This window comes from Sphingobacterium sp. (assembly GCF_039596235.1).
Lineage (GTDB): Bacteria > Bacteroidota > Bacteroidia > Sphingobacteriales > Sphingobacteriaceae > Sphingobacterium.
Map to the genome: position 1 here is coordinate 666,069 of NZ_JBCNKE010000001.1, position 26,313 is coordinate 692,381.

Annotated in this window: 22 protein-coding genes and 2 tRNA genes; 12 read left to right on the plus strand and 12 right to left on the minus strand. The window is 41.0% G+C overall.

What is annotated here, in order from left to right:
- Positions 1–87: 87 nt before the first annotated feature.
- The 5 genes from ABDW32_RS02805 to ABDW32_RS02825 form a co-directional block, all read right to left on the minus strand.
- Positions 88–798: a hypothetical protein gene (locus tag ABDW32_RS02805; protein WP_343559116.1), complete on the minus strand. Its 711-nt coding sequence runs from the start codon at positions 796–798 to the stop codon at positions 88–90.
- A 125-nt stretch (positions 799–923) separates the two neighbouring features.
- Positions 924–1,712, minus strand: a complete 789-nt coding sequence (locus ABDW32_RS02810; protein ID WP_343559117.1) for an HmuY family protein — start codon at positions 1,710–1,712, stop codon at positions 924–926.
- A 287-nt stretch (positions 1,713–1,999) separates the two neighbouring features.
- Positions 2,000–2,587, minus strand: coding sequence for a hypothetical protein (locus ABDW32_RS02815; RefSeq protein WP_343559119.1), 588 nt, complete (start codon positions 2,585–2,587; stop codon positions 2,000–2,002).
- A gap of 28 nt (positions 2,588–2,615) precedes the next feature.
- On the minus strand, positions 2,616–3,371 hold the full coding sequence (locus ABDW32_RS02820; RefSeq protein WP_343559120.1) for an HmuY family protein: 756 nt from the start codon (positions 3,369–3,371) through the stop codon (positions 2,616–2,618).
- Between the two features lie 141 nt (positions 3,372–3,512).
- Complete coding sequence (locus tag ABDW32_RS02825; protein WP_343559121.1) at positions 3,513–5,891, minus strand: TonB-dependent receptor; 2,379 nt, start codon at positions 5,889–5,891, stop codon at positions 3,513–3,515.
- Between the two features lie 308 nt (positions 5,892–6,199).
- Here ABDW32_RS02825 and ABDW32_RS02830 point away from each other — a divergent pair, with 308 nt between their 5' ends.
- The 4 genes from ABDW32_RS02830 (at position 6,200) to ABDW32_RS02845 (ending at position 9,974) form a co-directional block, all read left to right on the plus strand.
- Complete coding sequence (locus ABDW32_RS02830) at positions 6,200–7,057, plus strand: ABC transporter substrate-binding protein (RefSeq protein ID WP_343559123.1); 858 nt, start codon at positions 6,200–6,202, stop codon at positions 7,055–7,057.
- A gap of 5 nt (positions 7,058–7,062) precedes the next feature.
- Positions 7,063–8,094, plus strand: coding sequence for an iron ABC transporter permease (locus tag ABDW32_RS02835; protein ID WP_343559124.1), 1,032 nt, complete (start codon positions 7,063–7,065; stop codon positions 8,092–8,094).
- Between the two features lie 32 nt (positions 8,095–8,126).
- Positions 8,127–8,918, plus strand: a complete 792-nt coding sequence (locus ABDW32_RS02840; protein WP_343559125.1) for a heme ABC transporter ATP-binding protein — start codon at positions 8,127–8,129, stop codon at positions 8,916–8,918.
- A gap of 93 nt (positions 8,919–9,011) precedes the next feature.
- On the plus strand, positions 9,012–9,974 hold the full coding sequence (locus ABDW32_RS02845; protein WP_343559127.1) for an AraC family transcriptional regulator: 963 nt from the start codon (positions 9,012–9,014) through the stop codon (positions 9,972–9,974).
- Here the strand turns inward: ABDW32_RS02845 and pdeM are convergent, their stop codons facing one another.
- From pdeM to ABDW32_RS02865, 4 genes are read right to left on the minus strand one after another with little or no spacing between them, the layout of a single operon-like run.
- Positions 9,975–10,631: a ligase-associated DNA damage response endonuclease PdeM gene (pdeM, locus tag ABDW32_RS02850; protein WP_343559129.1), complete on the minus strand. Its 657-nt coding sequence runs from the start codon at positions 10,629–10,631 to the stop codon at positions 9,975–9,977.
- Positions 10,628–13,090: a ligase-associated DNA damage response DEXH box helicase gene (locus ABDW32_RS02855; RefSeq protein WP_343559130.1), complete on the minus strand. Its 2,463-nt coding sequence runs from the start codon at positions 13,088–13,090 to the stop codon at positions 10,628–10,630. Before ABDW32_RS02855 ends, pdeM begins: the two co-directional genes overlap by 4 nt.
- Positions 13,091–13,092: 2 nt before the next feature.
- Complete coding sequence (locus tag ABDW32_RS02860) at positions 13,093–14,673, minus strand: ATP-dependent DNA ligase (RefSeq protein WP_343559131.1); 1,581 nt, start codon at positions 14,671–14,673, stop codon at positions 13,093–13,095.
- Positions 14,670–15,653 carry a ligase-associated DNA damage response exonuclease gene (locus ABDW32_RS02865; protein WP_343559132.1) on the minus strand — a complete coding sequence of 328 codons (984 nt, stop codon included), beginning with the start codon at positions 15,651–15,653 and terminating at the stop codon, positions 14,670–14,672. The genes ABDW32_RS02860 and ABDW32_RS02865 overlap by 4 nt, the downstream gene beginning before the upstream one ends.
- Before the next feature lie 215 nt (positions 15,654–15,868).
- Between ABDW32_RS02865 and ABDW32_RS02870 the strand changes: the two genes are divergently transcribed.
- The 5 genes from ABDW32_RS02870 (at position 15,869) to ABDW32_RS02890 (ending at position 22,596) form a co-directional block, all read left to right on the plus strand.
- Positions 15,869–17,353: an ATP-binding protein gene (locus ABDW32_RS02870; RefSeq protein ID WP_343559134.1), complete on the plus strand. Its 1,485-nt coding sequence runs from the start codon at positions 15,869–15,871 to the stop codon at positions 17,351–17,353.
- Entirely contained in the window at positions 17,343–20,942 is a 3,600-nt protein-coding gene (locus tag ABDW32_RS02875; protein ID WP_343559135.1) for a response regulator, read from the plus strand. The genes ABDW32_RS02870 and ABDW32_RS02875 overlap by 11 nt, the downstream gene beginning before the upstream one ends.
- Positions 20,943–20,955: 13 nt before the next feature.
- On the plus strand, positions 20,956–21,327 hold the full coding sequence (locus ABDW32_RS02880; protein ID WP_077432990.1) for a response regulator: 372 nt from the start codon (positions 20,956–20,958) through the stop codon (positions 21,325–21,327).
- 2 nt (positions 21,328–21,329) lie between these two features.
- Complete coding sequence (locus ABDW32_RS02885) at positions 21,330–22,160, plus strand: protein-glutamate O-methyltransferase CheR (RefSeq protein ID WP_343559138.1); 831 nt, start codon at positions 21,330–21,332, stop codon at positions 22,158–22,160.
- A 70-nt stretch (positions 22,161–22,230) separates the two neighbouring features.
- A complete protein-coding gene (locus tag ABDW32_RS02890; RefSeq protein WP_077432993.1) occupies positions 22,231–22,596 on the plus strand; it encodes a response regulator in 366 nt (121 codons plus the stop codon).
- 389 nt (positions 22,597–22,985) lie between these two features.
- On the opposite strand, the gene ABDW32_RS02895 is transcribed toward ABDW32_RS02890, so the two are convergent.
- Positions 22,986–23,070: transfer RNA gene (locus ABDW32_RS02895), tRNA-Ser, on the minus strand.
- 55 nt (positions 23,071–23,125) lie between these two features.
- A complete protein-coding gene (locus tag ABDW32_RS02900; RefSeq protein ID WP_343559139.1) occupies positions 23,126–23,644 on the minus strand; it encodes a YceI family protein in 519 nt (172 codons plus the stop codon).
- 184 nt (positions 23,645–23,828) lie between these two features.
- On the opposite strand from ABDW32_RS02900, the gene ABDW32_RS02905 reads away from it, so the two are divergent.
- From ABDW32_RS02905 to ABDW32_RS02915, 3 genes are all read left to right on the plus strand, one after another.
- Positions 23,829–23,902, plus strand: a tRNA-Arg gene (locus ABDW32_RS02905).
- A gap of 350 nt (positions 23,903–24,252) precedes the next feature.
- The gene (locus ABDW32_RS02910) at positions 24,253–24,549 is read left to right on the plus strand and encodes an MGMT family protein (RefSeq protein ID WP_343559140.1); all 297 of its coding nucleotides are present in this window, start codon (positions 24,253–24,255) and stop codon (positions 24,547–24,549) included.
- A gap of 15 nt (positions 24,550–24,564) precedes the next feature.
- On the plus strand, positions 24,565–25,092 hold the full coding sequence (locus ABDW32_RS02915) for a DUF1697 domain-containing protein (protein WP_343559141.1): 528 nt from the start codon (positions 24,565–24,567) through the stop codon (positions 25,090–25,092).
- Between the two features lie 95 nt (positions 25,093–25,187).
- On the opposite strand, the gene mgrA is transcribed toward ABDW32_RS02915, so the two are convergent.
- Entirely contained in the window at positions 25,188–26,225 is a 1,038-nt protein-coding gene (gene mgrA / locus ABDW32_RS02920) for an L-glyceraldehyde 3-phosphate reductase (protein ID WP_343559143.1), read from the minus strand.
- Between the last annotated feature and the right edge of the window lie 88 nt (positions 26,226–26,313).

Sequence of the window (26,313 nt, forward strand, 5' to 3'; positions counted from 1 at the left end):
TATTATCTGGGAAGTAACCGGTATCAGCGTAGCTGATACCGGATTTAAAATTTACAATTCTTATCAAAAAAAGAGTGTGCTAACCTATTAGTTCAACTTTTTGTAGTCGAAACTCATAAAAGGGAAATTAGTTGCGGCATAAGGAGCATTAGGTACTTCATCCTTATACACGCTATTTAAACGCAATTTCCATCTTGTTCCCGTAGTTTTATTGATCAGGATATATGTTCTTGGCCCATAGCTGCTCATAATGTGATTACTCAAGTTATAGATATACCAGCCTGCACTCGATGGGTTTCCGGCGCCGTTGATGCTATTAGAACCTGCAGTACCTGTTGAAATCAATGTACCTGATGTCGCTGCCGTCACAGCATCAAAAGCTGTATTGACGTAATAGAGGTTGTATTTTGTTGTATTTACAGTCAGGCTTGCATTGGCTGTGCCACTGAATTGAAAGTCGTAGCCAGCCGATGTGCCACCATCGTTATTGACCAAATCATAATAATAAGTGCTCGCTGGGTTTTTCCATTGCGTTGTATCGACAAGGTCCGGTACTGTACCCTGATGGAAGTTACGTGCACCATAAGTGCCTGTAGCAAGAGTTTTTAAATATCCTTTTGTGCCAGTCGCAGTAAAGTTTACTGTACCGCCTATGGTTGTTGAAGGTGTGGCAGCGCGTTTGCTGAATGTTTGCTCGTCTCCACTAGGTGCAAGTGAATTGTCTTTACTACATGATGCGGTCATGCCAATCGCGGCAATACCGAAGGCAATTGATAAAGTTCTGAATTTGATTTTCATTTCTTTTTCGTAATTTTGCCACTTCTACAGTGGGCTAGTTAATAAATATATGTTAATTAGTCAATTTGATACCGGATGTACCTCGACCGTATATCCGGTTTTTTTTTGAATAAGAATTGTACGATTTACGGTTTTATTTCAAAAGTTCTGCTCCCTTTTGGCACAAGGACATAATCAAATGAGATAAATACGTGGGGGGAGTCCTTAAACCATTTATCCGATGTATACAGATCTTTATACATTGAAACAGGTTTAATCTTGGCATAATTTCCTTTGGCTGTGCGGACAATCAAAGTTCGGGGTTTAATCACTTTTCCACTTTTTAGTGTCAATCCGTTTCCTAGTGCATAAGCAACGTGCTCGTTCTGAATGGTATGATCGCGTACCAGTTTGCCGTAAAAATCGTAGAGTAACCAGCCCATACCATTTCCCTCGTCCCCGTTTTGATCCATGCCGATAGCATCACCTATAAGCTTAAACTGGGAATCTGCGGGAATTTCGATGACTTCATCAAATGCTTTTTCGACGATCAGGATACCGCCTGTCGCATTGTTTCCATAACCAAAATTTGTGTTGTTCGTGCCATTATTACCGGATACATGACTGTTGAAAATATTGCTGAATGCGATATCCCAGTTTCGGGTCTGACGGTGTGTTTCTAGAATGCCTTTGTTTGTCTCTAGGCTATAATAGACCGTAGGAGCAGCGTTGTTGCCGTCATTTTTAGCTGTACCAGCAAAATTGCGTACTTGAATGAGTTTATTGAATAGGCTGGCATTGCTCTCTTCTTCTTTCGGTGGCTCGACAACAGGTTCTACTGTTGGATCCGATTTGCTGCAAGAAGTATGGATGGCTAGACCAATGCAAAGCAATGCAATATATTTTGTTCTGTTGAGCTGTCTTGCTATATTCATTTGTTGTGTGTTTGTTTTTATTTAAAATCATTCTAAATAATGGTAAAGGTAAAGAGTTTACCCTATTACTTGTGTATGAAAAATGATATTTTATATATTAATTTTGATTTTAACCGTTTAACTTAATATGTAATATGTCTTTGCATATCATGTTAATGAAACTTCAATTAGGAGCTTTTTGATAGGAGAAACAATATTGTGTCTCCAAATTTAATTCATATACGTTTTTTGATTTGAATATATTTGGAGACATTATCTTTAAGAAGATTGATCGTACCTTTTATAAATTATTTTACAAACTTTTTAAAATTAATATTGTACGTCGCATTTCCATTGAGAGCAGTAATTCCAGCTGCCTGAATAACGAAAAGCTCATCACTCTTCTCGCTTAGCTTTTCGCCTTTATACATGACGATGTAACGGTTAGGGGTGGGGTATACTGCATGATTGTTCTTAAAGTCATAGATTATCCATGTGGGTCCTGTTGCTGGAGCACCAGCACTGGAAGCGTCTATGCCTAATTTATCTGTGGAAGTTATGTTGGAACCTAATACTGCCGCTAATGTCAATTTTTCAATACTTGTATTCTCTTGATCGAAATATCCCATTTTATAGTTTTCAGCTGATGTTTTTTGCAAAGTAGAACCATACATGCCGGATAGATTTATCATACTTTTTGCTTCCTCCTGAACACTATTTGTCTTGAAATCATAAAAAACTTTTGCACCTGCGGGTACTTCAATCGTTGCAGTGGCTGTGACAGCTGTAGCATCACTAAGTTTGTTCTCCTCAACTTTATCATCATCCTTGCTACAGGAAGTAAAACCTAGACTCAATGCAGATAAAAGTACCGCTGTTGTAAATAATTTGTTCATCTTTAATTTAATTGTAATTTTTCCTTATTTATAATGTGTTTGTATTTAAATCTTTACTGCCATCTTCCTGTACATAATATTTAAAGGTGTAATAGGGAGCCGGCCAGTTCATATTGGTCACTGCCGATGGATTTCCTTTATAAGCATTGATCAATTGTAACTTGGCATATTTACCATCGGGAAGCCGGATAACGTAGGTGCGATTGGGCAGCGCTTGCATAATATGGGTACTCAGACTATACTGAAACCATCCCAGGGACTCCGAGTTGGATGCCCAACCAATTTTGCCCGTTCCGTTTTTATTAAATTCTTCGTCCGAAGGTGCTACAGTCAGGCTTTGGTAAGATTGCTTTAATAGCATGACAGCTGTATTGTTGGCTTCGCCCTGATAACCTGGATTGAACTCATCATCAGCATTATTGACAAAGACTTCAGAATTGTAGGGACCCGTAAAGGCAATATCCCAATCTTTTGTTTTTAACCATTGTGCGGAGTCGGCCTTTGTCTTGATCCAGATTTGCTTTTTGTCCTTAAATCGAAAAAGAAACATGTTGAATGGTCGTTTTTCTTTACCTTCAGCACCATCACCCATGGCGGCATCGGTATCACCAGCCAGATCTTTGATAACGACACTTTTGCCATCTTCTAATCCAATCGTATAGTCTTTGTCCTTCCCACAGGAAAGGAGCATAAGTGCCAGAAAACCTGAAAAAATACAACGTCCAATCTTATGGAATGAAAGCCAGATGCTGCATTCCGCTATAATGATGTTAAATGTTCTCATTGTTTTATCTACTATTTTGTGTACTTCTTTTTAGCTTTAATCTCCAATCTCCAATCTCCAATCTCCAATCTCCATTCTCCATTCTCCAATCTCCATTCTCCATTCTCCATTCTCCAATCTCCAATCTCCAATCGCTAATCGCTAATCCTTCATCCATCGGTAACTGACTCCGCCCATAATCACTCTACCAGGCTGACCCAATAGGTAGCGGCTCGTAAAATTGAACAGGTTATCGCCGATCAGACGAAAGGTTAACCTCCGGTTCATCAGGCTTTTTTCGATCGTCATGTTCAGAAGCGTATGATAGGGGATAAAGATGTCATACTTGTCAATAAATTGATTTCCATTATTCTCCTGAAAAGGGGTGTTGCTGCGGAAATTGACACGGGCATTGACATTGACCCCCCAGGGTTTGTATTCATATTGTGCTTTGAAATTGAGCATATGACGCGAACGGTCCTCAATGCCCCAGTAATCTGATTTTTTGCTCTGTCGATAGAGATCACTTGCAGCATCGTTTATTTGATTATAGGGGTAATGACCTGCTGCAATACTATCCAATACACTAAGATCTTTTGCGATAAGATATTGATAACCCATGGAGAATTGCAGGTCCTTGCTGGCCTGATAGTTCAAGGAGAGCTCAAAACCTTTATTCATTGCTTTCGGTAAATTACGGTAACTATAGATCTGCGCGATGCTGGTCCCATTACCCACGCTGACTGTATTGATCTGATTGTTGATGCGATGATAGAAAAGAGAAAAATCTGCCTGAAATTTGTTTGAAGGATTCCAGGTAAGCCCAATATTGTTGGAAAGGCTCGTTTCGGCCTTTAGGTTGCCTGCAACTAAATTAAGCATATAGCTGTTCTTGTAACTCAATTCACCCGTTTGGTCCATGGCAGCAACCACATCGGCTACCCGTTCGCTGCCTACAACCAAATAATTGGCTGCTGGATTGAAAAATACCTGATAACGCATCTTGTAATCCGGTGCTTTGAAACCTACACCAACGCCACCTTTAATCAATAGGGTCGGATTGATATGATACTGTACACCTAGACTCGGGCTCAGATGGCCATTGTATACGTTGGTTTGATCATAGCGAAGTCCGAATGTCGTTAAAAGTTGGTCTATCGGCTTCCACTCGGTCTGAAGGTAGACAAATGCACTGTTGAGTGAGCGTTTGGCATCCAGGTCTTGATTGTCCATCTGCTCTAGACTACCACCGATTCCGCCGGTAAATTTAACTTGTTGTATGGGATTATAGGCAAATTGCTGTTCGATGCGGTGTACATTCTGTCCGAACTCTTCAGCACTGGCTAAAACTCCTTGTCGTAACCATTGCGCAGCAATCTGCGAATGAAACCTGGAAAAATAGTAGCGTGTCATGCTGCGCAGTCCTGATTCAAAATTATGGTCGTAGCTAGCTGACAGATTGATGTCCTGATCTTTTTGCTTGTCCTGCAAGGTGCGGTCCTCAGACCAGGCATTGATCATTTCCGATTCGCGGGCAGCAAATCGCCCCGTCATTCCCGCGGTACCATTTTTGCCCGTGCGATAGCGTACGCGCCCCTGAAAACTGTAGTTGGTATAAGGCGGAAATGTTGTACTATTTGAGGTGAGATATTGTTTGTCGGTATTGAATCCATCTGTACGGTAGTAATTTCCGGAAACAACGGCGCTACCCCGTTGATTTGAAAAAGGTGTTTCACCTTCCAATGTTGCATCAATAGTGTTTAAGCTACCATAGAGCAGGGAAGCATGTGCCTGTGGTGTGATGGCGCCATGGCGGGTAATGATATTGATGGCACCACCAAGTGCATCACTGCCGTAGAGACAGGAGGAAGCACCCTTGATAATCTCAATACGTTCAATATTGGTCACCGAAATACGGGAAAGATCAAAATTCCCGCTATTGCGGCCGAGCATGGGTTGCCCATCCACCAATACCATGACATAGTTGCTGCTAAATCCCTGAATCTGTACACCAACGGCTCTGGAACCGCCAGCAATATCATTGACAATAGCGATACCCGTCTGTTCTTTTAGCACCTCGTCTAGCCTACGACTCCCCATAAGCTCAATTTCCCTTTTTGTAATCACCTTGACCGGCATCGCGGCATTTTCCGCTTTGACCAGGTTATCAACTGCCTCCAACTTACGGTTTACTTCGACTTCGGCAATTTGACGGTTATCAATCGCTAACCTAAGCGTCAACTCCTGGTTTTTATCTGATAATTCGACGAACTGCCGTAGCGGTTTATAACCTAGTGCCTGGGCAACAAGCTCATATCGGCCAGCATAAAGTTTATTAAAGTGAAATCTTCCGGCGGTATCTGTTTTGAATGCAAATTTATCCGGATAGAGGTAAACAGTTGCATTGGTTATGGCTTTGTTCGACTCGTTTTTTAAAGTTCCGGATAGCTTCCATTTTTCCTGTGCATGCAACGCAATGGTCTGCCAGCTGCACAGGACGAATACTATACTTGTTTGAATAAAAGTGTGACTATTAAACACTATTTTTATTTTTAATCATTCTAAATAATGTTACAAAAGACGATAATACGATCGGATTTTTATATATGCAAATTGTCATAAATTCTATTTAATTCGATTTTTGTCATTCAGCACGTACTTTGTTTTATGGCTTATTCCATTGTTTTATAAACCGATAGGGGGCTTTTTCGATAATATTACCGCATAGATACGGAATTAAAATAATTTGTATTTAGACTGATTATTGATTTGTTTTGTGACAAATATGATTCCCAGATATGAGGATAAGGGACAAAATATTGCACGTTTTTAATAGAGTCAAAAAAGAGATGCGTAGAATTTACATCATTATGCTCTGCTGTTTGCTCCATCTTGGCGGATGGGTAAGTGCACAGCAACGGATTATTACATTGAACAGTTCATTGACGGAAACAATTTATGGGCTCGGGATCGGGGATCGTATGATTGCGACAGATGTGACCAGTATATCACCGAAAGCTGCGGCTGCATTACCTAGGGTAAGCAAAAATCGTTCTGTATCAGCAGAAGGTTTATTGTCCTTTAAACCCACACTTGTGTTGGCAAATGAAGGGGATGTCTCCAATCCGGTAATTCAGCAGATCCGCGCCGCAGGGGTAAAGTTTATTACGGTCAGACCGAATTATTCTGCTGCTGGTGCTTTACACTATATTCAAGAGGTGGCGGATGCTATTGGAGAACCTGCTTTGGGAAAAGCCTTGGTATCGCGTACAAAAATAAGTCTGGATCGTACCCTTGAATTGGTAAAAAAAGAGAATCAGGGTAAAGCGGTACCGAAAGTATTGTTTTTGTATGCCCGTGGGACGGGTACAATGAGTGTTGCGGGAAAGGGCAGTAGTTTGGATGCCATGATTAATTTAGCCGGAGGGAGGAATGCCGTGCAGGAATTCTCAGATTTTAAACCCTATACAACGGAGGCATTGGTACAGGCTAATCCGGATATTGTATTGCTGTTCGATTTTGGAGCCAGTAGTCTGGGGGGCGAAGAAGCTATTCTGAGATTGCCGGGGATGCGCATCACGAATGCAGGTAAAAATGAACGTATATTGGTTATGAATGCTTCCCTGCTCGTTAACTTCAGTAATCGCCTGCCGGACGCAATTCTGGAGCTACACCGTGGATTTGGAAAAGTGATGAACTCAAAATAGACCAGGTGCAGAAGAAACAGAAAGTAATATTGTTGGCTTTGAGCCTGATATTGGTCATTACCTGTGTTATTGCATTAGGCTTGGGGGCTTATCACATACCTACAGAAGATATCCTATCCATGTTAATACAGAAGATAAATCCAGCTGAATCTCCGCTTGGAAATAACATGCATGTTGATGTTTTATTTGAGATTCGCATGCCGCGTTTATTGCTGGGTCTTATGGTCGGGGCTGCCCTAGGTATTTCAGGCGCTGCCATTCAGGGGATCTTCCGCAATCCTTTGGCCGAACCTGGTTTAATTGGGATTTCTTCTGGCGCCTCCTTATTCGCGGTTTTGATTATCGCCTTTGAAACTTTTCTGCTAAGATCGCTTTCCGCATGGATGGGTTATTATATGCTGGCTTTTGGGGCTTTTGTTGGAGCTGGGTTGACCGCCTTTCTGGTTTATCGTATTGCTAGCAAAAGTGGACGCCCCAACGTGACAACAATGTTGTTGGCAGGCATTGCCATTAATGCCTTTGCTGGCGCTCTAACAGGCTTAATGACCTATATGTCCACAGAACAGCAACTTCGTACCATTACCTTTTGGATGCTGGGCAGCTTGGGCGGCGCAACCTGGGATAATGTATTGGCTGTAGGCCCATTTATATGTATTTCCGTGCTTATTCTTCCTTTTTTTGGCAAATCTTTGAATGCATTTGCCCTCGGCGAACTTCAGGCTGATTTATTGGGGATGCGTACTGATCGGGTGAAAAGGTGGGTGGTCATCTTATCGACTTTAGCCGTCGGAACCTCGGTGGCCGTATCGGGAATTATTGGCTTTGTAGGGCTTATCGTCCCGCATACCATACGTTTGATGGGAGGTTCGGATCATCGTTTTGTACTTCCGGGCTCGCTGCTTTTAGGCGCTTTGGTGCTGACGTTGGCTGATGTTATTGCTCGAGTGTCGGTAGCGCCGATAGAATTACCGATCGGCGTGATTACTGCACTGCTGGGGACACCCGTATTTCTGTATATTTTAATCAAGGATAAATAGTCTTCTTTCGGATGTCTAACTAATATTGTCTTATGTTGCGTGTAGAGAAAATAAATTATGAACTGAAAGGCCGAAAATTGCTGAAAGACATTACCTTCCAGGTTCGGAAAGGTGAACTCTTGGCTGTACTGGGCGCCAATGGGGCTGGAAAGTCCACTTTGATGGGGATATTATGTGGGGAGAAGAAACCTGATTCTGGACATATCCATTTTAATGGAAAGCCATTATCGGCATATGATGCAGCGACCTTATCCAAATGCAGGGCGCTGCTGACTCAACAGCAACAGATGACATTGAGTTTCAAAGTGGACGAGATCGTTTTAATGGGCAGATACCCCCATTATAAAAATACTCCAACTGCACAGGACTATAAGGTGGTGGCCGAGACAATGGAACTCTGTGGTGTGGCAGCATTCGCCGATCGTGATTTTTTGAGTCTTTCGGGAGGGGAGCAGCAACGCGTTCACCTTGCCCGCGTTTTAGCGCAAATTTGGGATAATCCCGATGCCCTTTTATTATTGGACGAACCTATCTCTGCCCTGGACTTACATTATCAGCAAAAGGTGCTAGCTATTGCCAAGGCACTCGCTCGAAGGGGATTTATGGTTATTTTGATTGTGCATGACGTTAATTTTGCAGCAATGTATGCCGACCGGATCCTGATGCTCAAGCATGGCCGCAAACTTTTTCATGGCACACCAGTGGAGGTATTGGCTCGGAAGGAAATCTATACGATTTTTTCGGTTGAATCCAATGTGATCATGAATCCACGCACTTTGAAACCTTACGTACAATTGGAGGAGATGGAGATTGATCTAGAATAGGCCGTTTAGTTATTTAGATAGATTATAAATAATTTTTAATTACCGCCCTAATTTTTTAATTTTAACTGCTGTGGGCTTATTTGGATTGTAATCATGTTGGTGAAAAGTAAAATAGTTGAGTTGGTTGATTGGCTTTTTGAGGAGGAAATTCCAGACGGCTATGTGCCTGACAAACCTTTGGTAGAAAATAAAATCACGATCCATACGGAGACCGTTCACATGGAAAATTTTCAGCTTTCTACCTCAGGCTTGTTTATATTGCATTCGAAAATGCAATTTGATCGACCTGTACAGATATTGACTGAGATTGAAGGGGAAACCATTACCAGTCAGTTTATTTTTTTTAAACCCGCTGACAGCAAGCTGCCTTATGGCATGAGCCGGCACAATATCAGGTATATACCCTCTGTTAAATCGATACATGAAGTAGAGCCAGGTATAGAATATACCTATTTTATTGCAGTCATATCCAAGGAGTATTATCTCAACCTCATCAAGCGGGATTCTTTATTGCACCAGCAGTTTGTGCATGAAATTGAAAAAGGAGAATACACATCGTTTTCAGAAGAGGATCTGATGGCAACCTATGAGATGCAGCATACCATCGCCGAGCTTATTGAATCCAAGAAAAAAGGTGAGATACGGCGGCTTCATACAGAGTCTCGTATTGTTGAATTGCTGATGTATCAATTTGAACAATATAACGAAAAAAGTGAACAGGCAGCATCTTTATTCCACGAAGAGGATATACAGCGCCTGGAACTGGCACGACATATTCTCGAACAGCGGATTGCCAATCCACCGACACAAAAAGAGCTGGCGGCAGAGGTATTAACCAGTGAAAGCAAGCTGCGAAAGGACTTTAAAGAATATTTTTCGGTGACAATCCATGATTATTTAACGAGAATACGAATGGAAAAAGCCAAAAGTTATCTATTGGATGATAAGATGACGGTTTATGAAGTTGCTTTGCTGACCGGATATGGTCATCAGAATAACTTTAGCAGCGCCTTTAAAAAATACTATGGAATCTCGCCGGGTGAACTTAAAACCTAATTAGCTATTCTTTAGCGGTAGGATTATTTCATCGTGGACAGCATAACATGCATATTCCAACGGCATTTTTCGGCTATCCAATCCTGTAAATTTGCTAAATGCCGGTAAAATAATCTGTTGTGCAGAGACCCAAAAGCAGGGCAAACGGAGATGCTTGTTGGGAGGAAGTCTGATACTAACACCTGGATGAATATGTCCACTGATGCTGAAAGCCGAAGGGGCAGTTGTCGGTTCATGTACAAAGGAGATCTGCTCCAGTTCGAACTTGTCCTTGTGATAGATCAAATCAATCTGCTTCGCTAATTTCTCCACCATTCGATCATGGTTACCCAAGACCAGATGAAAATTGAGATCGACATATTTTTGTTTAAACTCTTTCAACAAAAAAACTTCCTGATTGATCCCCGCATGAATAAGGTCACCGACAACCAAAATATTCGCTGCTTTATAGTGATCTATTAATGTCGCTAATCTTTGCAGATCTTGGTTAGCTGTATCCGAAGGAATAGGAATGCCATGTTTACGAAAATGAGCAGCTTTACCAAGATGAAGGTCTGATAGAATCAGGGTGTTTTGTTTTGGCCAAAAGATAGTCCGTTGATTATTAAGGATGAGTTGTTGTTTATTGAATGTAATAAGCTGTTCCTGTATATTCATTTTCTTCGTCGGCGTTTTGATTTATTTGCATGCTCCATGCGTTGAATTCGTTCAATCAAGGCTTCACTGGAAAGGGATTGCCGTAAACTGTCCACTTTGATCGGGAAACTCAGCGGAGTATATTCCTCTACAAAGGTATAGATGATTTGGCTATTATTTATTCTTTCAAATGCTTTTATCAGACGGTATTCTTCCAATTGCTGATTGAATACTTCGGTGAAAGCTTGTTTTAACAATAAATTGTCAGGATCATGATCCATCAAGACACGAAATATAATGCCCGAAGAAGCTTGTAAGGATTTGTTGTTTTGTTGGGTGCCGGGATAATTTTGGACCACCAATCCCGAAATTACGGCAATATCGCGAAATTTGCGACTTGCCATTTCAGCGGAGTTGATGCTACTGATCACATCTTGCATCAGATTTTCCCGGCTCAATATCTCGGTTAATTGCGCTTGATCCAATTGAATTTCTTTATCTGAAAAGAGTTCAAAACCATAGTCGTTCATGGCCATGGAGAAACTAATGGGATAGCGTTTGCTGATGCGGTAAGCGATCAGGGCAGCCATGACTTCATGGATCAAACGGCCTTCCAACGGATAAAAGAATAAATGATGACCTTCATTGGTCTTAATATGTTCGACCAGAAATTGTGATTCATTGGGAACAGCCGAAAGACTTTGCTGCTGCTGGATCAATGGCGCCAGGAAGCGCAGTTCTTTTTCTGTATGGTTGGGAGCTTTCGCTTCTGCAAGTTTTTTACGTAAAAAATGGCTGAGGTTGGATGAAAGGGGCAATCTGCCTCCCAGCCAGCTTGGAGTGATGGCCTTACCGGAAGAATTTTTGACAAATACAGTCATATCCTTAACCATAACAAGTTCAAGAATACGGCCAGCAAGGTTAAATCGTTCGCCTTTCTTCAGTTTGCTGATAAAATATTCCTCAATCATACCGATATATCCGCCCGAGAGGAACTTTACGCGCATCATGGCATCGCCAACAATGGCTCCGATATTCAGCCGATGGAGAAGGGCGATGCGCCTATTTTTTATAATCCAGTTACCATTGCTGTCTTGTACTACTTTGTGAAATTCCTCATAGCGTTTGCCGATTTTACCTCCCGCAGTGATAAAGTACATGCACCACTGCCATTCCTCATCTTCCATATAGCTAAATGCGTGGGTCCCCGCAACGATCTGCTGGAGCTCAGTCGATTGGAAGCCGCCTCCAAGGGCGATTGTCACCATAAACTGGACCAGCACATCGAAACTCTGGACCATGGGGTCGCGGTTTTCTATCGTTTGGGTTTTGACCGCTTCCTTTAAAGCAGCGACTTCAATAAGCTCCAGGGAATGTGTCGGAACGAAGTAGATAATGGATGTTTCGAAAGGGCTGTGGCCACTTCTTCCGGCGCGTTGCATAAATCTGGCGACACCTTTGCTTGATCCGATTTGGATGACGGTATCAACAGGCTTAAAATCCACCCCCAAATCGAGTGATGATGTGGATACCACTGCTTTTAGCCTTCCACTGCTCAGATTTTCTTCTATCCATTCGCGGATATGGGCATCTACTGAACTGTGATGCAGCGCAATCTGTCCCGCAAAATCAGGATGTGCTTGCAGTAATAGCTGATACCATAATTCACTTTGGCTACGCGTATTGGTGAAAAGGATCGTACTCTTGCTTTCGAGAATAATGGGGACGACCTGATTCACGAGATTGCCACCAAGATGTCCTGCCCAAGGAAGTAGTTCTACTTTATCTGGATAGATCGATTTGATGGCAATTTTCTTTTTCTCCTTTGCGATAATCTGAACCCGTTTTTTTTCTAATGGCAGCAGTACATCCATTGCTTGATCCAGATTGCCTATGGTGGCAGTTATACCCCAGATCCGAAGATGCGGATGCTGATGTTTTAAATATGACAAGGCCAGTTCTACCATGACACCGCGTTTATTTCCAATAAGTTCGTGCCATTCATCTACAGTAACGCAGCGGATGTTTTTGAAATATTTGTCACGTTGTTTTTGGGCGAGCAGGAGATGCAGGCTTTCCGGAGTCACCAAAAGAATATCGGGCATTGCTTTGGTCTGTTGCGCTCGGATCTTTGGATCGGTGTCCCCATTACGCACCTGTACAACCCAATCTAATCCAATATCGTCAATAGCGGTTTGCATTGCTCGGGCCAAGTCCTTTGCCAAAGAGCGCAAAGGCGTGAGCCATAGTAATTTTAATCCTTTTTGATAGTGTTCAGGATGGTTCATGTAATCGATCAAGACAGCCATAAACACCGAAAACGTTTTGCCAAATCCTGTAGGGGCAATGACCATTCCGCTGTACCCCAGCATATATCGGTCCCAAGTCTTGACCTGGAAGCCAAAAGGAGTATTGCCCAAGGATTCAAAATAACGATTGACGATCTTGAATCCTTCACTGTGTATGATCTTCTGACTCAACTTTATGGTATTAATTTTTTGATGTTCTCTAATGTATCTATTTCATCGGCCTTTTTGTCCTTGCGCCAACGCAAAATTCGTGGGAAGCGCAAGGCTACACCAGATTTGTGGCGTTTACTGTAACCTATTCCCTCGAAGGCAATTTCAAATACCAGCTCGGGCTTGACAGTCCGTACAGGTCCGAATTTCTCTATTGCATGCTGTCGGACATAGCGGCTAACCTCAAGTATCTCTTTATCTGTAAGGCCTGAATATGCTTTTGCGATGCTTACTAATTGATCCCCATCTTTAACGGCAAAAGTGTAATCTGTGTAATGCGCACTTCTACGTCCGCTGCCTTTTTGTGCATATATTAATACTGCGTCAATGGTCATCGGATTGACTTTCCATTTCCACCAGCCACCCTTTTTCCGGCCAACATAATAAACCGAGTCTTTCTTTTTAAGCATAATGCCTTCGCTGTTTAACTCACGCGATGTAGCTTGTAAGGTTCGTAGCTCGGCCCAATTTTCGCAATGGATAAGTGGTGACAATTGGATTGTAGGTCCAACATTAGGTTGATACAACTGTTCCAATAATTTGCGTCTGTGCTGTAGCGTTTCTGACCGGAGGTCTTTACCATCCAACTCCAATAGGTCATAGAGATAGGCAACAATAGGGACTTCTTCACGCAAAGATTTGGATATCACTTTGCGATTAATGCGTTTTTGTAGTTCATTAAAATTCAATATTTGTCCGTCTTTCGCTGCCAGAATTTCGCCGTCTAACACAAAGCTCCCATTCCATTGTTTCAGTGCATCGCTAATTTCCGGGAATTGTGAGGTGACCAGTTCTTCTCCTCTGGACCAGATAAAGATTTCGTCTCCTCTTTTGATCAGTTGTCCACGTATCCCATCCCATTTGTATTCGCATTGCCATGCCGAAATTGGACCAAGTTCTTCCACTTCTTTTTCAATGGGGTAAGCCAGACAGAAGGGGTAAGGTTTTGACAGGTTGGTATTGCTATATTCTCCGCGGACGAGTTTGTCAAACGCGAAGTCATGCGGATTCCACTCGCCCATAATGCTATGGGTAACAATGCTCGGCTCGATCTGAAAATGTGTCGCAATGGTATTTATTAATCCTTTGGAAGAGATCCCCAAACGAAAGCTACCGCCCAGCAGTTTGTTGAAAATAAAACGCTCAATTGTGTTGAGCCTGTTCCAGGAGGCGAGTACAAATTCTTTTTTTTCTGCGAGTGAAGCATTTCCTATAAGCAGAATATCTTCCATCCAGTCGTTTAGACTTCTGTCTGTTTTCTCCAATGGTGGTGGCAATATCAAAGATAGGGTTTCGGAAAGATCTCCAACAGCTGCATAGGATTCGATAAATAACCACTCCGGTATACCTGTGATTTCCAATGCCCAAGTTTTGAGATCCTTTGTCGAAACCGGACGTCTAGGCCGTTTACCCGTCATTAAGGCCAAAAACCAGCGTTTGTCTTTCTCAGGGGCAAATGTTAGAAAGCGGATAATCGCTTCCTTTTTTAAACTGGCTTTATTGCTGCTGTCCAAGGCATTGATTAAAGTTGCAAATTCTATCATACGCTTAATTCTTCCCCGTAATTCGTGTTAACCTCTTCAGCAGCAATACCTATTTCATTCAGATACTTACTAAATGAAGCTGTCTGTCCATGCGTCACATAGACTTTTTCGGCCCCGCTTTCCTTTACTGCCTGCAGCAATCCATTCCAATCCGCATGATCACTGATGGCAAACCCGGCATCTGCACTACGCCATCTTCGTGCGCCACGAATCTGCATCCAACCGGAACAGATCGCATAGGCTACATGTGGTATCTTTTGAAGTAGTTGTGTGTCCAGTAATGCTGGTGGTAGTAGTACGATCTTACCATCCAGTTGCTTCATGTCCGTCGTTGGGTCGATAATGTGATAAGAGGGTAAATTTATCCCCACATCCCTATAGGCCATATTTAACTTAGCGATACTGTAATGTACATATATTTCGCCCATATCTTTCACCGCATTTAATATCCTTTGAGACTTGCCTAATGAATAACCAATAAATACGGAAGTTTTTTTATATCCTTGATTGTGCGTGATCCATGTATTTAAACGTTGATTTTGGCTCCCAATACTTTCCCAACGATAGATTGGAAGACCAAAAGTACTTTCAGTAATTAATTCATGACATTTTACAGGTTCAAAAGGAGTGGAGAGTCCGTCATCCTGAAGCTTATAATCTCCGGTGAAAACAATTACTTTTCCTTTGTATTCCATACGTATCTGAGCCGAGCCAATAATATGCCCAGCAGGATGTAAAGAAATTTTTACACCGTTAATACGGATGGTTTGGTTGTAAGCTATGCCCTCCACCTGAATATCTGCGCCAATCCGGCTTTTCAATATGCCAACTGTAAAATGATGGCAAAGATACTTTTTCATCCCCGGTCGCGCATGATCTGCATGTCCATGGGTGATAATGGCAAGATCAACTGGTTGCCAGGGATCTAGGTAAAATTTGCCCGGAATACAATAAATGCCTTTTGATGTGAATTGAATCATAGCGAATCCTTGTTTTTGACAACATGACTGCTGTTTGCAGCATGTTATGTATTCAAACAGGTAGGCATAAGTTAAAGTTTTGTTTATTTTTTAGCGAAAGCCGATCACAGTATTTACATTCCGGGCTAAGGAGATTTTTTGCCTGCAATCATTATAAGGTGGATTCAGTTAATTTTTTTACATTTGTTTACGTTGATCCTTAGTTTTAGCTCTCTATGATATTAATAGTTGATGATAACCCAGATAATATTTATTCGTTACAAAAGTTATTAGAGTCCAAAAATTTTAAAGTTGATACCGCTCAGTCAGGTGAAGAAGCTTTAAAGAAAATTTTAAAATATAATTATGCTTTGATCATATTGGATGTACAGATGCCCAATATGGATGGTTTTGAGGTTGCCGAGAATATTGCGGGATTTAGCAAGACAAAGGAAACACCTATTATATTCCTGTCTGCTGTCAACACAGATAAACGCTTTATTACCAAAGGTTATGATTCTGGAGGCCTGGATTATGTGACCAAACCTGTAGATCCAGATATCCTGATGCTCAAAGTCAAAACATTCTATCGGTTGTATGAACAGACACAGGCTTTAAAGGATATCCAGTTAGCCTTGGAAAAGGAAGTAGAAGGAAGGAAACAGGCGCAGAAAGAACTCCGTTCGAAAGTAGATTATCTACATACGCTATTGGAATCATTGCCTCAGATTGCATTTACCTGCGATCATCGTGGGAATATCGGATTTGTTAATGGTCGTTGGTTTCAATTTTCGGATAATGAGCAGGCATTCCCACAGACTCATCCCGATGATAAGCCAATTGCTGCCGAGTTGCAGGAAAGCCTTGATTCAGGTAAGCCGTTGGAAATGGAGGTGCGGGTCAAGAAGCGGGACGAACCGGGTTATTCTTATCAATTGTTAAGGGTATGGCCGATTCTAGAAAATGGGGAAAATAATTGGGTTGGAACCTTTACCAATATAGATGCTCAGAAGAAAGCTGAAAAAGAAAAGGATGAATTTTTGAGTATTGCCAGCCATGAACTCAAGACTCCGTTGACAAGTATAAAAGCGTATATGCAGTTACTTGACCGAAAATTAAAACTTGACGGAGACTGTGCAGAGGCGAAATACGTTAATAGAGTTCAGGATCAGGTGGAGAAACTCAATAGTCTGATCACAGATCTGCTCGATTTATCGAAAATCGACAATGGCAAATTAGGTATAAACAAAAAAGTTTTCTCGCTCGAGCGTATGGTTCAGAACGCTGTTGATTCCATCGTGCAGACCCATGACCAGAGCAGGATGGAACTCCATAGGCAAGGAGATATTTCGGGCTTAATGGTATATGGGGATGAAATAAGACTGGAACAGGTGCTGGTTAATTTTTTGACCAATGCATATAAATATGCAGCTGGGACAGAGAAAGTGATCGTTGATTGCAGGGTCGTGGATGACTTTGTCAAAATAAGTGTAATAGATTTCGGGATCGGAATACCTGAAAGCAAGCTGTCTGAAGTTTTTAATAAGTTTTACCGTGTGGAAGAAACCTCTTTTGATTTTCAGGGGCTGGGAATAGGCCTTTATATCTGTTCGGAAATTATCCGTAGCCATCAAGGCACGATAGCTGTCGAAAGTTCAGCTGGGAAAGGGGCCACATTTTATTTTACATTACCATTAAATCTGCCTATAGATGTCAAATAAAACACTGAATAATTTATCCATAGGAATTGGCTTGTCCTTATTTGTACTACTGGTAAGTTCTACAGCCTCTTACATGGGAATTAAAGATCAAAATAAACATCGCGAAGAGCTCACTGTCACCCGAAAAATAATCAGTTTATCAAATATTATACTGAATTCCTTACAGGGGGCCGAAACGGGAAACCGAGGGTATTTGCTTACGGGTAAAGAGAATTACCTGGATCCATTTAATATGGCTCTAGCGAGTTTGCCGAACGAATTAAATGAAATAAAGGAACTTACGGAAGCGGATCCGATCCAGCGGACCCGAGTAGATAGCTTGTTTACTGCTGTTCAATGGCGGTTGGCGGTTTTAAAGGAGTCCGTAGACACCAAAAGAAAGGGCGGGACTGTCACTGTGGAGAAGTTGGATGAAAGTAAAACAGCGATGGATAAATGCCGTAATATTATCAAGGATATTATTCATTATGAAGATGATGATATAGACCGGAAAGCTGCCAATTTGGATAATTCTTCATTTATTACGACCCTGTTTATCGTTATCAGCGCTTTACTATCGCTGATTATTACAGCATATTTTTATTTTCGCTTAAGGGCAGATTTTCTTAGACGCTTGGCACTGGAAAAATCGCTGGTTGAAAAGGATGAGGGAATTGCACGCAGGTTAAATCTGGTTCAAAATATTACCAATCGTATTGCTTCTGGAGACTACGATGTAAAAGCGGAGGATATTGAAGATGATGATCTAGGTGCGATCGCAAAATCTGTGAACCGGATGTCAAAATCCCTAAAAAAGTCCTTTGATCAGCTTCGGGATAATGACTGGTTACATATGGGCTATGCTGATCTCTACACAGGCCTGGTCGGTAATAAAACCGAAAGGTTGCTTGCAACGGATTCAATAAAAGGACTGGTAAATTATATTGGTGCAATTACTGGAGCAATATATATCTTTAATGAGGAGAAACTTGAACGATCGGGTTGCTATGGATTGGATCCGAAAGCGCAGCTCTATTTTCTTCCAGGGGAGGGGTATGTCGGACAGGTATTTGTCGATAAGGAAACAAAAGTGATCAATAATATCCGTGAAGAAGATTATTTGGTCAGTTTTGCCTCTGGAAAAATCAATGTGCCACATCTTATTTTTGTCCCCATTGTATCTGCAGATCAAGTGTTGGGTGTTTTGGAAATAGGACACCGTCAGCCGTTTACTGAATTAGAAGTGATTTTCCTGACCGAATCTGCCAGACAACTTGGCATCGCTCTTGCATCTGCAAAAGGCCGCGCCAAAATCCAGGCACTTTTGGAGGAAACACAGGTTCAATCGGAGGAGTTGTTGTCACAGCACGCTGAACTTGAGAACCTAAATACAGAGTTGGAGGCCCAGACCTTGCGTTTGCAGTCGTCTGAGGAGGAACTTAAAGTTCAGCACGAAGAATTGATGCAATCTAATCAGGAATTGGAGGAACGTTCAAAATTGTTGGAAGACAAAAATCTTATGATTGCTGAACGGAACCTGGAAATCCAACAGAAGGCCGAAGAACTCGCATTGAGTACAAAATATAAGTCCGAATTTTTGGCAAATATGTCTCATGAACTTCGTACACCGTTAAATTCTATTCTGCTTCTTTCCCGCTTGCTATCCGAAAATAATGAACAGAACCTGAATGCGGATCAAATCGAATCGGCCAAAGTGATCCAAAGTTCCGGAACGAGTCTATTGACATTAATCGATGAGATATTGGATCTTTCAAAGATTGAATCCGGTAAAATGACCTTGGAATATACGAACCTGAATTTAAATGATATATGCGCAGATCTGAATAACTTATTTTTGCCAATCGTCAAGGAGAAAGGTTTGGCCTTCACAATCAATATTGATCCGAAACTCAAACGAAATTTTCAGGGTGATCGGCTTAGGATAGATCAGGTGTTGCGTAATCTGATTTCCAATGCAATTAAATTTACTGCGGCTGGCGAAGTTAGATTGGATATTTATGGCGATAGTGCGACAAAAGATAAACTTGTCTTTGCTGTAGTAGACTCCGGTATCGGAATACCCCTCGAGAAACAAAAGATAATTTTCGAGGCATTCCAACAAGCGGATGGTTCGACCCGGAGAAAATTTGGTGGTACTGGGCTGGGCTTATCGATTAGTAGGGAGATCGCCCGTTTGCTTGGAGGAGAAATCAAGTTGACGAGTGAGGAAGGAAAAGGTAGTACATTTTCGTTTATCATACCGGATCATAAAGTTGAACTTGGTGAAGTCCAAACAAAGGAGCAACAGCTTGTGGAAGAGATCCACTCTGAAGTTGAGGAGGTACGTGAGCTCGTCACAGAAGATACTTATAATCCGGCTACCATACGTATACCAGAAGAATTACCTGATGATCGAAATAATATTACTGAAGGAGACAAGGTTATCCTGATTGTTGAAGATGATATCAATTTTGCCAAAGCATTATTGAAATATACACATAGCCAGCATTACAAGGGTGTTGTTGTGGTACGGGGAGATCATGCCCTACCGGCCGCCAAGAAGTATCATCCGCAGGCTGTATTGTTGGATATTCAGTTACCGATTATGGACGGCTGGGCGGTGATGGACGAGTTAAAAGGTGATAAGGAGACACGCCATATTCCAGTACATATCATGTCGTCACTTGAAGTGAAGAAGGAAAGTTTGCTTAAAGGTGCAATTGATTTTATCAATAAACCCGTGGCCCTCGAGCAGATGACATCGGTGTTTCAGAAAATTGAATCCGCCTTAAGTAAATCGCCAAAAAAGGTTCTTATTGTTGAAGAAAATCCGAAACATGCACGTGCATTGGCTTATTTTTTAAGCAGTTTTGATATTTCACTTGAAGTAAAAGATAATGTTACAGATAGCATCAATGCACTGGGGACTGCTGAGGTAGATTGTGTAATTTTGGATATGGGTGTGCCTGATGAAATGGGATATAATACCTTGGAAGCGATAAAACAGCATGAAGGTCTCGAAAACTTGCCAATAATTATATTTACGGGCAAAAATCTATCAAAATCCGAGGAACTAAAGATTAAAAAATATGCAGATTCTGTAGTCGTCAAGACCGCACATTCCTATCAACGTATTCTCGATGAAGTAGGCTTATTCCTACATTTGATTGAAACCAACAATTCGGATGATGTACGCCGGAAAAACAATGGTCTGGGTGCGCTGACAGATGTATTAAAAGGGAAGAAAGTACTGGTAGCTGATGATGATGTGCGTAATATATTTTCTATGACAAAAGCATTGGAAAAATTTCAGGTGCAAGTCATACCAGCAATGGACGGTAAGGAGGCACTGGAAGTGCTAAATTCAGGTGAAACAATTGATATTGTCCTAATGGATATGATGATGCCCGAAATGGATGGGTACGAAACGATCCGGAATATTAGACAGGAAGCTTCATTTGCTACATTACCTATTATTGCCGTTACGGCCAAATCTATGATTGGTGATCGGGAAAAATGTATACAAGCAGGAGCTTCAGATTATATATCAAAACCTGTTGATGTAGATCAGCTTTTGTCATTGTTACGGGTATGGTTATACGAAAATTAATTGAGCGGCTTTAATGAATAGAAATAAAATAATATTAATTGTAGACGATGACAATCGGAATATTTTTGCTTTGGGTTTAACATTAAAAGCGAAGGGATACCAGATCCTTAGTTGTACCATGGCAAAGGATGCAATTGAGTTATTAACGGCTGACAATCATGTTTCATTAGTTTTGATGGATATGATGATGCCCGAAATTGACGGATATGAGGCTATCCGTTTGATTCGGAGTTCAGCAGTTATTAAAGATATTCCGATTATCGCGGTTACTGCTCAAGCAATGAGCGGAGATCGCGAAAAATGTCTTGCAGCGGGTGCACAGGCTTATGTGTCGAAACCTATTGATGTGGATAAGTTAATAGTTGAAATTGAACAGTTGATCTAGCTATGTTGGGCCATAATATTATTAAGGATGAGGAGATAGATATTTTATTGGAAGATATCTACCAGCGCTATGGCTACGATTTCATGCAATATAGTCGGGCATCGATTAAGAGAAGGATCAATCGAATCATGACGAACGACCGATTTACAAGTTTTGCGGAGCTGCGATTCGCGCTGAAGGACAATCCAGCGTTTCTTCAACATTTTGTTGAAGAAATTACAGTGAATTTGACGGAAATGTTCAGGGATCCTTTATTTTTTCGCCAGTTGCGTGAGGAGATTTTGCCGCAGTTGGGAACCTATCCGCTTATCCGTATTTGGGTAGCAGGATGTTCAAGTGGCGAAGAAGCCTATTCACTTGCGATTTTATTGAAGGAGGCTAACCTGCATCATAAATCCTTAATCTATGCAACAGACATCAATCCGCGGGTGTTGGAAATAGCACGTAATGGAATCTATCCATTAAATCAGATTAAGTTATTTTCAGAAAATTATATGGAGTCAGGCGGGAAGCAGGACTTTTCTAATTATTATACGGCAAATTACGAATGGGCGAAATTTAATCCCGAATTGAAACAGAAGATCATCCTTTCAACCCATAATCTGGTATCAGATACCTCATTTAACAGCTTTCAATTGATTTTGTGTCGGAATGTGTTGATTTATTTTAATAAGGATTTACAGGATCGTGTTTTTAAGCTCTTTGATGCGAGTCTGGAAAATTTGGGATATCTGGCCCTGGGAAGTAAAGAGACTATCCGTTTCTCGAGTATCCAGCAGAATTTCACCCCAATAGGAGATCAAAAAATTTGGAAAAAACTTTATTCGTTATAATATGGTTATACTTAACAATGGAATGACATTTAATCCATAGTAGCCCTATAAAAGACATAAATTAAGCTATATGAGTAAAAGAAAAACTGTACTGATATTTGAAGATGATACGATTATTTTGGAGGTAATAACAGTCGTGCTAACAGATCTGGGTTTTCAGGTTGAGGTTTCGGAGACATCTCATGATATTATTCAGAAGGTGGAGTCTACAGAACCTAATCTTATTTTGATGGATAATTGGATTCCAAATATTGGAGGGGTAGAAGCGACCCGTCTTTTGAAGGCAGATGACCGGTTTAAACATATCCCGGTTATTTATGTGTCCGCTAACAATGATATAGAGTCATTAGCTGCCCGTGCCGGAGCAGACGACTTCCTGTCCAAGCCTTTTGATCTGGATGATCTTGAAGGTATCGTAAATAAATATATCTCATAGGATCCAACCAGTAATCTATTCTATTAACCAACGAATGATGGCCTACGATTTGTAGGCTTATTTTTATTCTACGTTGATAAGTATTTGAATAATATCTGCAATGATAGCGTTCGAACCCCAACCAGCGTTTCTGGTTCAAATTCGAATACAATGAAAAAAGCCTTTCAGAAATGAAAGGCTTGTTCTCAAACATTGTTTGCAAAAGTCTATAAACGAGAAAACCCGACTATCGTCGGGCTTTATTTTTGCTGGCGGAGAGTGAGGGATTTATCGCGTCCCACATCCCCTTGCTATAATCCGCGATGATAGCGTTCGAACCCCGGCCAGCGCTTCTGGTTCGAATTCGAATACAATGAAAAAAGCCTTTCATTTCTGAAAGGCTTGTTCTGCGGAGAGTGAGGGATTCGAACCCCCGAACCTGTGACAGTTAACGGTTTTCAAGACCGCCGCATTCGACCACTCTGCCAACTCTCCGCGACAAAAGTACGAATTTTTGCTCTCCTGCCAAATTTTATTTCAGAAATACTTCTTAATTTGCTTTTATAAACTGGATATCAGCACTAAATTTTACTTCATCACTCACCATGACACCACCTGTTTCTAAAGCTGCATTCCAATTAAGCCCGAACTCTGAACGTTTGATTTTCCCTTCTACGACAAATCCCGCTTTGCTATTTCCCCAAGGGTCTTTTTGAATTCCTGCAAATTCCAGGTCAAAAACCACAGGACGAGTTACGTCACGGATAGTCAGATTCCCTTTAATCTGTTCGTTCGCTAAGCTCGTTGTTTCAAATGTTATTGCAGGATATTTTTCGACATCAAAAAAATCAGCACTTTTTAAGTGCCCATCCCTTTGTTCATTTCGTGTGTTGATGGATGCTGTTTCGATAGTTACCTTTGCAAGTGCATTCTCAAAGGTATCATCCGCTGTATTAAGATCGATTTTAAAACTGTCGAAGTTTCCTTTGACATTAGTGATCATCATGTGTTTTACTTTGAATTCTATTTCGCTATGTGCAGCGTCCAATTCCCATTTTCCTTGTGCCATAATTTTTGTGTTTTCTTATTTGTTTACAACACAAAGGTAACAGCAACCTTTTGGTTTTTGTTTGACCTAGATCAATAAAATAATCTTGTTGAAAAGCAATCAGTTATTGGAAAACCGCAAAAAAAAGCAGATGATATTTTGGAATTGTTGAACAAATGTCTACTTTTGCATTACCGAAAACGACGCGCCAATAGCTCAGCTGGATAGAGCATCGGTTTTCTAAACCGACGGTCTCAGGTTCGAATCCTGATTGGCGTACAGAATCGCAAAAAGTCCTTAATATGAATATTAAGGACTTTTTTATTTACTAGTATCTATAGCCTATATGAGCTGGATATCGACTCAATTATAAAATATTTACACTGCGCGTTTTCTTTTCAATTTGTTCCTTTTATAAAAAATAGAACTGTTTTTTACGTAGAAACGTAGGCAGAGGATTAAATTGGTTGACTAAATAAGTTCACAGCGCTTTTATAAGGTATTAGGTATTCGTTTTTTGTATCTTTAGTCAACTTTGAAATATACTCGGTTTGGCGTATTATTGCTGACCGAAGGAAATTTTTTAAGGTCCAACTGGCAGTTGAACTAATGATCTAAATAGATAGAATATGGATGAAATATTCAAACAGCAAGTGTACGAATTGGCAAGACTGATCCCAAAAGGACGTGTTTCAACTTATGGAGCAATTGCGAAAGCGCTAGGTTATCCAAATCATTCCCGCCATGTTGGAAAAGCGATGGGGGGATGCCCCAAAGATGTGCCTGCACATCGGGTGATTTCGAGCAGTGGAGTATTGTCGGTCCCTGCATTTGAGGCTAAATTGGAAAACGAAGGCGTTGTAATTAACAATCTCCGCATTAAGGATTTTAAAAAGATATTTTGGAATCCAATGGATGAAATTTAATAAAATTGATAAAAGATGAAATACTGTGCATTTCTACGGGGGGTAAATGTTAAGGGGACAAACATGAAGATGGCCGATGTATGCCGGGTCTTTAGAGAAGCTGGAATGGACGATGTGAGCTCAGTGCTGGCTTCTGGAAATATTGTTTTTTCTTCAGAAAGATCTGTCGACGAACTTAAAGTAATTTTGGAAGAAGCGATGTCCAATTATTTTTCCTATGACGCCTTCCTTTTTATTAAGTCGCAAGCAGAAACTGCTCTTTTTTGGAGTAGTATTCCTTTTGAAAGACATCCTGATTTTCATATTTATACTTTTGTAGGTTTACAGGGAATAGAAGAAGTGCTGATGGACGAATTCAATCGTAGTATAAAAGCAGATAATGAAAAAGCTGATGTGGTCAATGGACTGTTTTACTGGTATGTGCCCAAAGGAAATACATTGGATTCAACATTTGGGAAAATATTAGGTAAGAAAAGCCTGAAGGATAAATTCACCAGTAGGAATGTAAATACATTTGAGAAAATTTTAAAACTCATGCATTAGCGCAATTTGAGTTTATTTCATGAAGTCTATTAAAAAAAGCGTATTGATTTGTCTTCCGAACATCAATACACTTTTTTAATGTAGTTCATATTTCGTTAAGCTTTATTAAGCTCAGCAGATTGTGCCCATATATTGATGTGGCCATCTTTCGCATATAGATCAATTTCTCGGATTTCTTCCGAAGTAAACGATAGGTTTTCGAGCGCGCCTACGCAGTCGATGACCTGTTGAGGTCTGGATGCGCCGATTAGTGCTGAAGTTACCTGTTGTTTCCGAAATACCCAAGCGATGGCCATTTGGGCTAAAGACTGTCCTCTACGTTGCGCAATAGCATGAAGTGCCTGGATATTCTGTCTGTTCTCCTCGCTCAAAAACTTGGTCTGCAAAGATTTTGACTGTGATGCCCTGCTATCCTGTGGAATATGATATAAATACTTATCCGTGAGCATGCCCTGAGCGAGTGGTGAAAAAACAATGGAGCCAATTCCGATTTCATCCAATGTGTCCAATAGCCCGTCCGACTCAACCCATCGGTTTAACATTGAATAGCTGGGTTGGTGAATAATAAACGGTGTTCCTAATGATTTCAATATCGCATAAGCTTCTTTGGTGCGTTGCGAATTATAGGACGAAATACCAATATAAAGGGCTTTGCCATTCCGAACAAGTTGATCGAGGGCCATCATGGTTTCTTCCAGCGGGGTGTTTGGGTCGAAGCGATGTGAATAGAAAATATCAACATAATCTGTTCCTAAGCGTTTTAATGATTGGTCGCAACTGGAAATAATATATTTTCTGCTGCCCCATTCACCATAGGGACCATCCCACATATGGTAGCCTGCCTTTGAAGAGATAATGAGCTCATCCCTATACCCAGCGAATTGTTGTTTGAGAATCTGTCCAAATGCTATTTCTGCACTTCCTGGAGGCGGCCCATAGTTATTGGCAAGGTCAAAATGGGTGATTCCCAGATCAAAAGCTGTTGTACAGATATCAACTTTGGTTTGATGAGCTGTGTCATTTCCAAAGTTGTGCCATAGACCTAAAGAAATAGCTGGTAACTGAAGACCGGATTTACCACAACGATTGTATATCATCTGTTTGTAGCGTTCAGGGTTAGGGGTATACTGCATAGATTTGAATTGTTATAGTCAAATATAACAATAAACAGATTTCCTCGAATTGAAATTTAATGTATTTTTATACGAAATTTTGAATAAG

Bases quoted from the DNA above. Each gene is read 5' to 3' on its own strand.
- ABDW32_RS02815 (WP_343559119.1), bottom strand. From the start codon at position 2,587: ATGAACAAATTATTTACAACAGCGGTACTTTTATCTGCATTGAGTCTA.
- ABDW32_RS02890 (WP_077432993.1), top strand. From the start codon at position 22,231: ATGAGTAAAAGAAAAACTGTACTGATATTTGAAGATGATACGATTATT.
- ABDW32_RS02915 (WP_343559141.1), top strand. From the start codon at position 24,565: ATGAAATACTGTGCATTTCTACGGGGGGTAAATGTTAAGGGGACAAAC.
- ABDW32_RS02845 (WP_343559127.1), top strand. From the start codon at position 9,012: ATGTTGGTGAAAAGTAAAATAGTTGAGTTGGTTGATTGGCTTTTTGAG.
- ABDW32_RS02840 (WP_343559125.1), top strand. From the start codon at position 8,127: ATGTTGCGTGTAGAGAAAATAAATTATGAACTGAAAGGCCGAAAATTG.
- mgrA (WP_343559143.1), bottom strand. From the start codon at position 26,225: ATGCAGTATACCCCTAACCCTGAACGCTACAAACAGATGATATACAAT.
- ABDW32_RS02900 (WP_343559139.1), bottom strand. From the start codon at position 23,644: ATGGCACAAGGAAAATGGGAATTGGACGCTGCACATAGCGAAATAGAA.
- ABDW32_RS02880 (WP_077432990.1), top strand. From the start codon at position 20,956: ATGAATAGAAATAAAATAATATTAATTGTAGACGATGACAATCGGAAT.
- ABDW32_RS02885 (WP_343559138.1), top strand. From the start codon at position 21,330: ATGTTGGGCCATAATATTATTAAGGATGAGGAGATAGATATTTTATTG.
- pdeM (WP_343559129.1), bottom strand. From the start codon at position 10,631: ATGAATATACAGGAACAGCTTATTACATTCAATAAACAACAACTCATC.
- ABDW32_RS02870 (WP_343559134.1), top strand. From the start codon at position 15,869: ATGATATTAATAGTTGATGATAACCCAGATAATATTTATTCGTTACAA.
- ABDW32_RS02865 (WP_343559132.1), bottom strand. From the start codon at position 15,653: ATGATTCAATTCACATCAAAAGGCATTTATTGTATTCCGGGCAAATTT.
- ABDW32_RS02875 (WP_343559135.1), top strand. From the start codon at position 17,343: ATGTCAAATAAAACACTGAATAATTTATCCATAGGAATTGGCTTGTCC.
- ABDW32_RS02820 (WP_343559120.1), bottom strand. From the start codon at position 3,371: ATGAGAACATTTAACATCATTATAGCGGAATGCAGCATCTGGCTTTCA.
- ABDW32_RS02810 (WP_343559117.1), bottom strand. From the start codon at position 1,712: ATGAATATAGCAAGACAGCTCAACAGAACAAAATATATTGCATTGCTT.
- ABDW32_RS02860 (WP_343559131.1), bottom strand. From the start codon at position 14,673: ATGATAGAATTTGCAACTTTAATCAATGCCTTGGACAGCAGCAATAAA.
- ABDW32_RS02910 (WP_343559140.1), top strand. From the start codon at position 24,253: ATGGATGAAATATTCAAACAGCAAGTGTACGAATTGGCAAGACTGATC.
- ABDW32_RS02830 (WP_343559123.1), top strand. From the start codon at position 6,200: ATGCGTAGAATTTACATCATTATGCTCTGCTGTTTGCTCCATCTTGGC.
- ABDW32_RS02805 (WP_343559116.1), bottom strand. From the start codon at position 798: ATGAAAATCAAATTCAGAACTTTATCAATTGCCTTCGGTATTGCCGCG.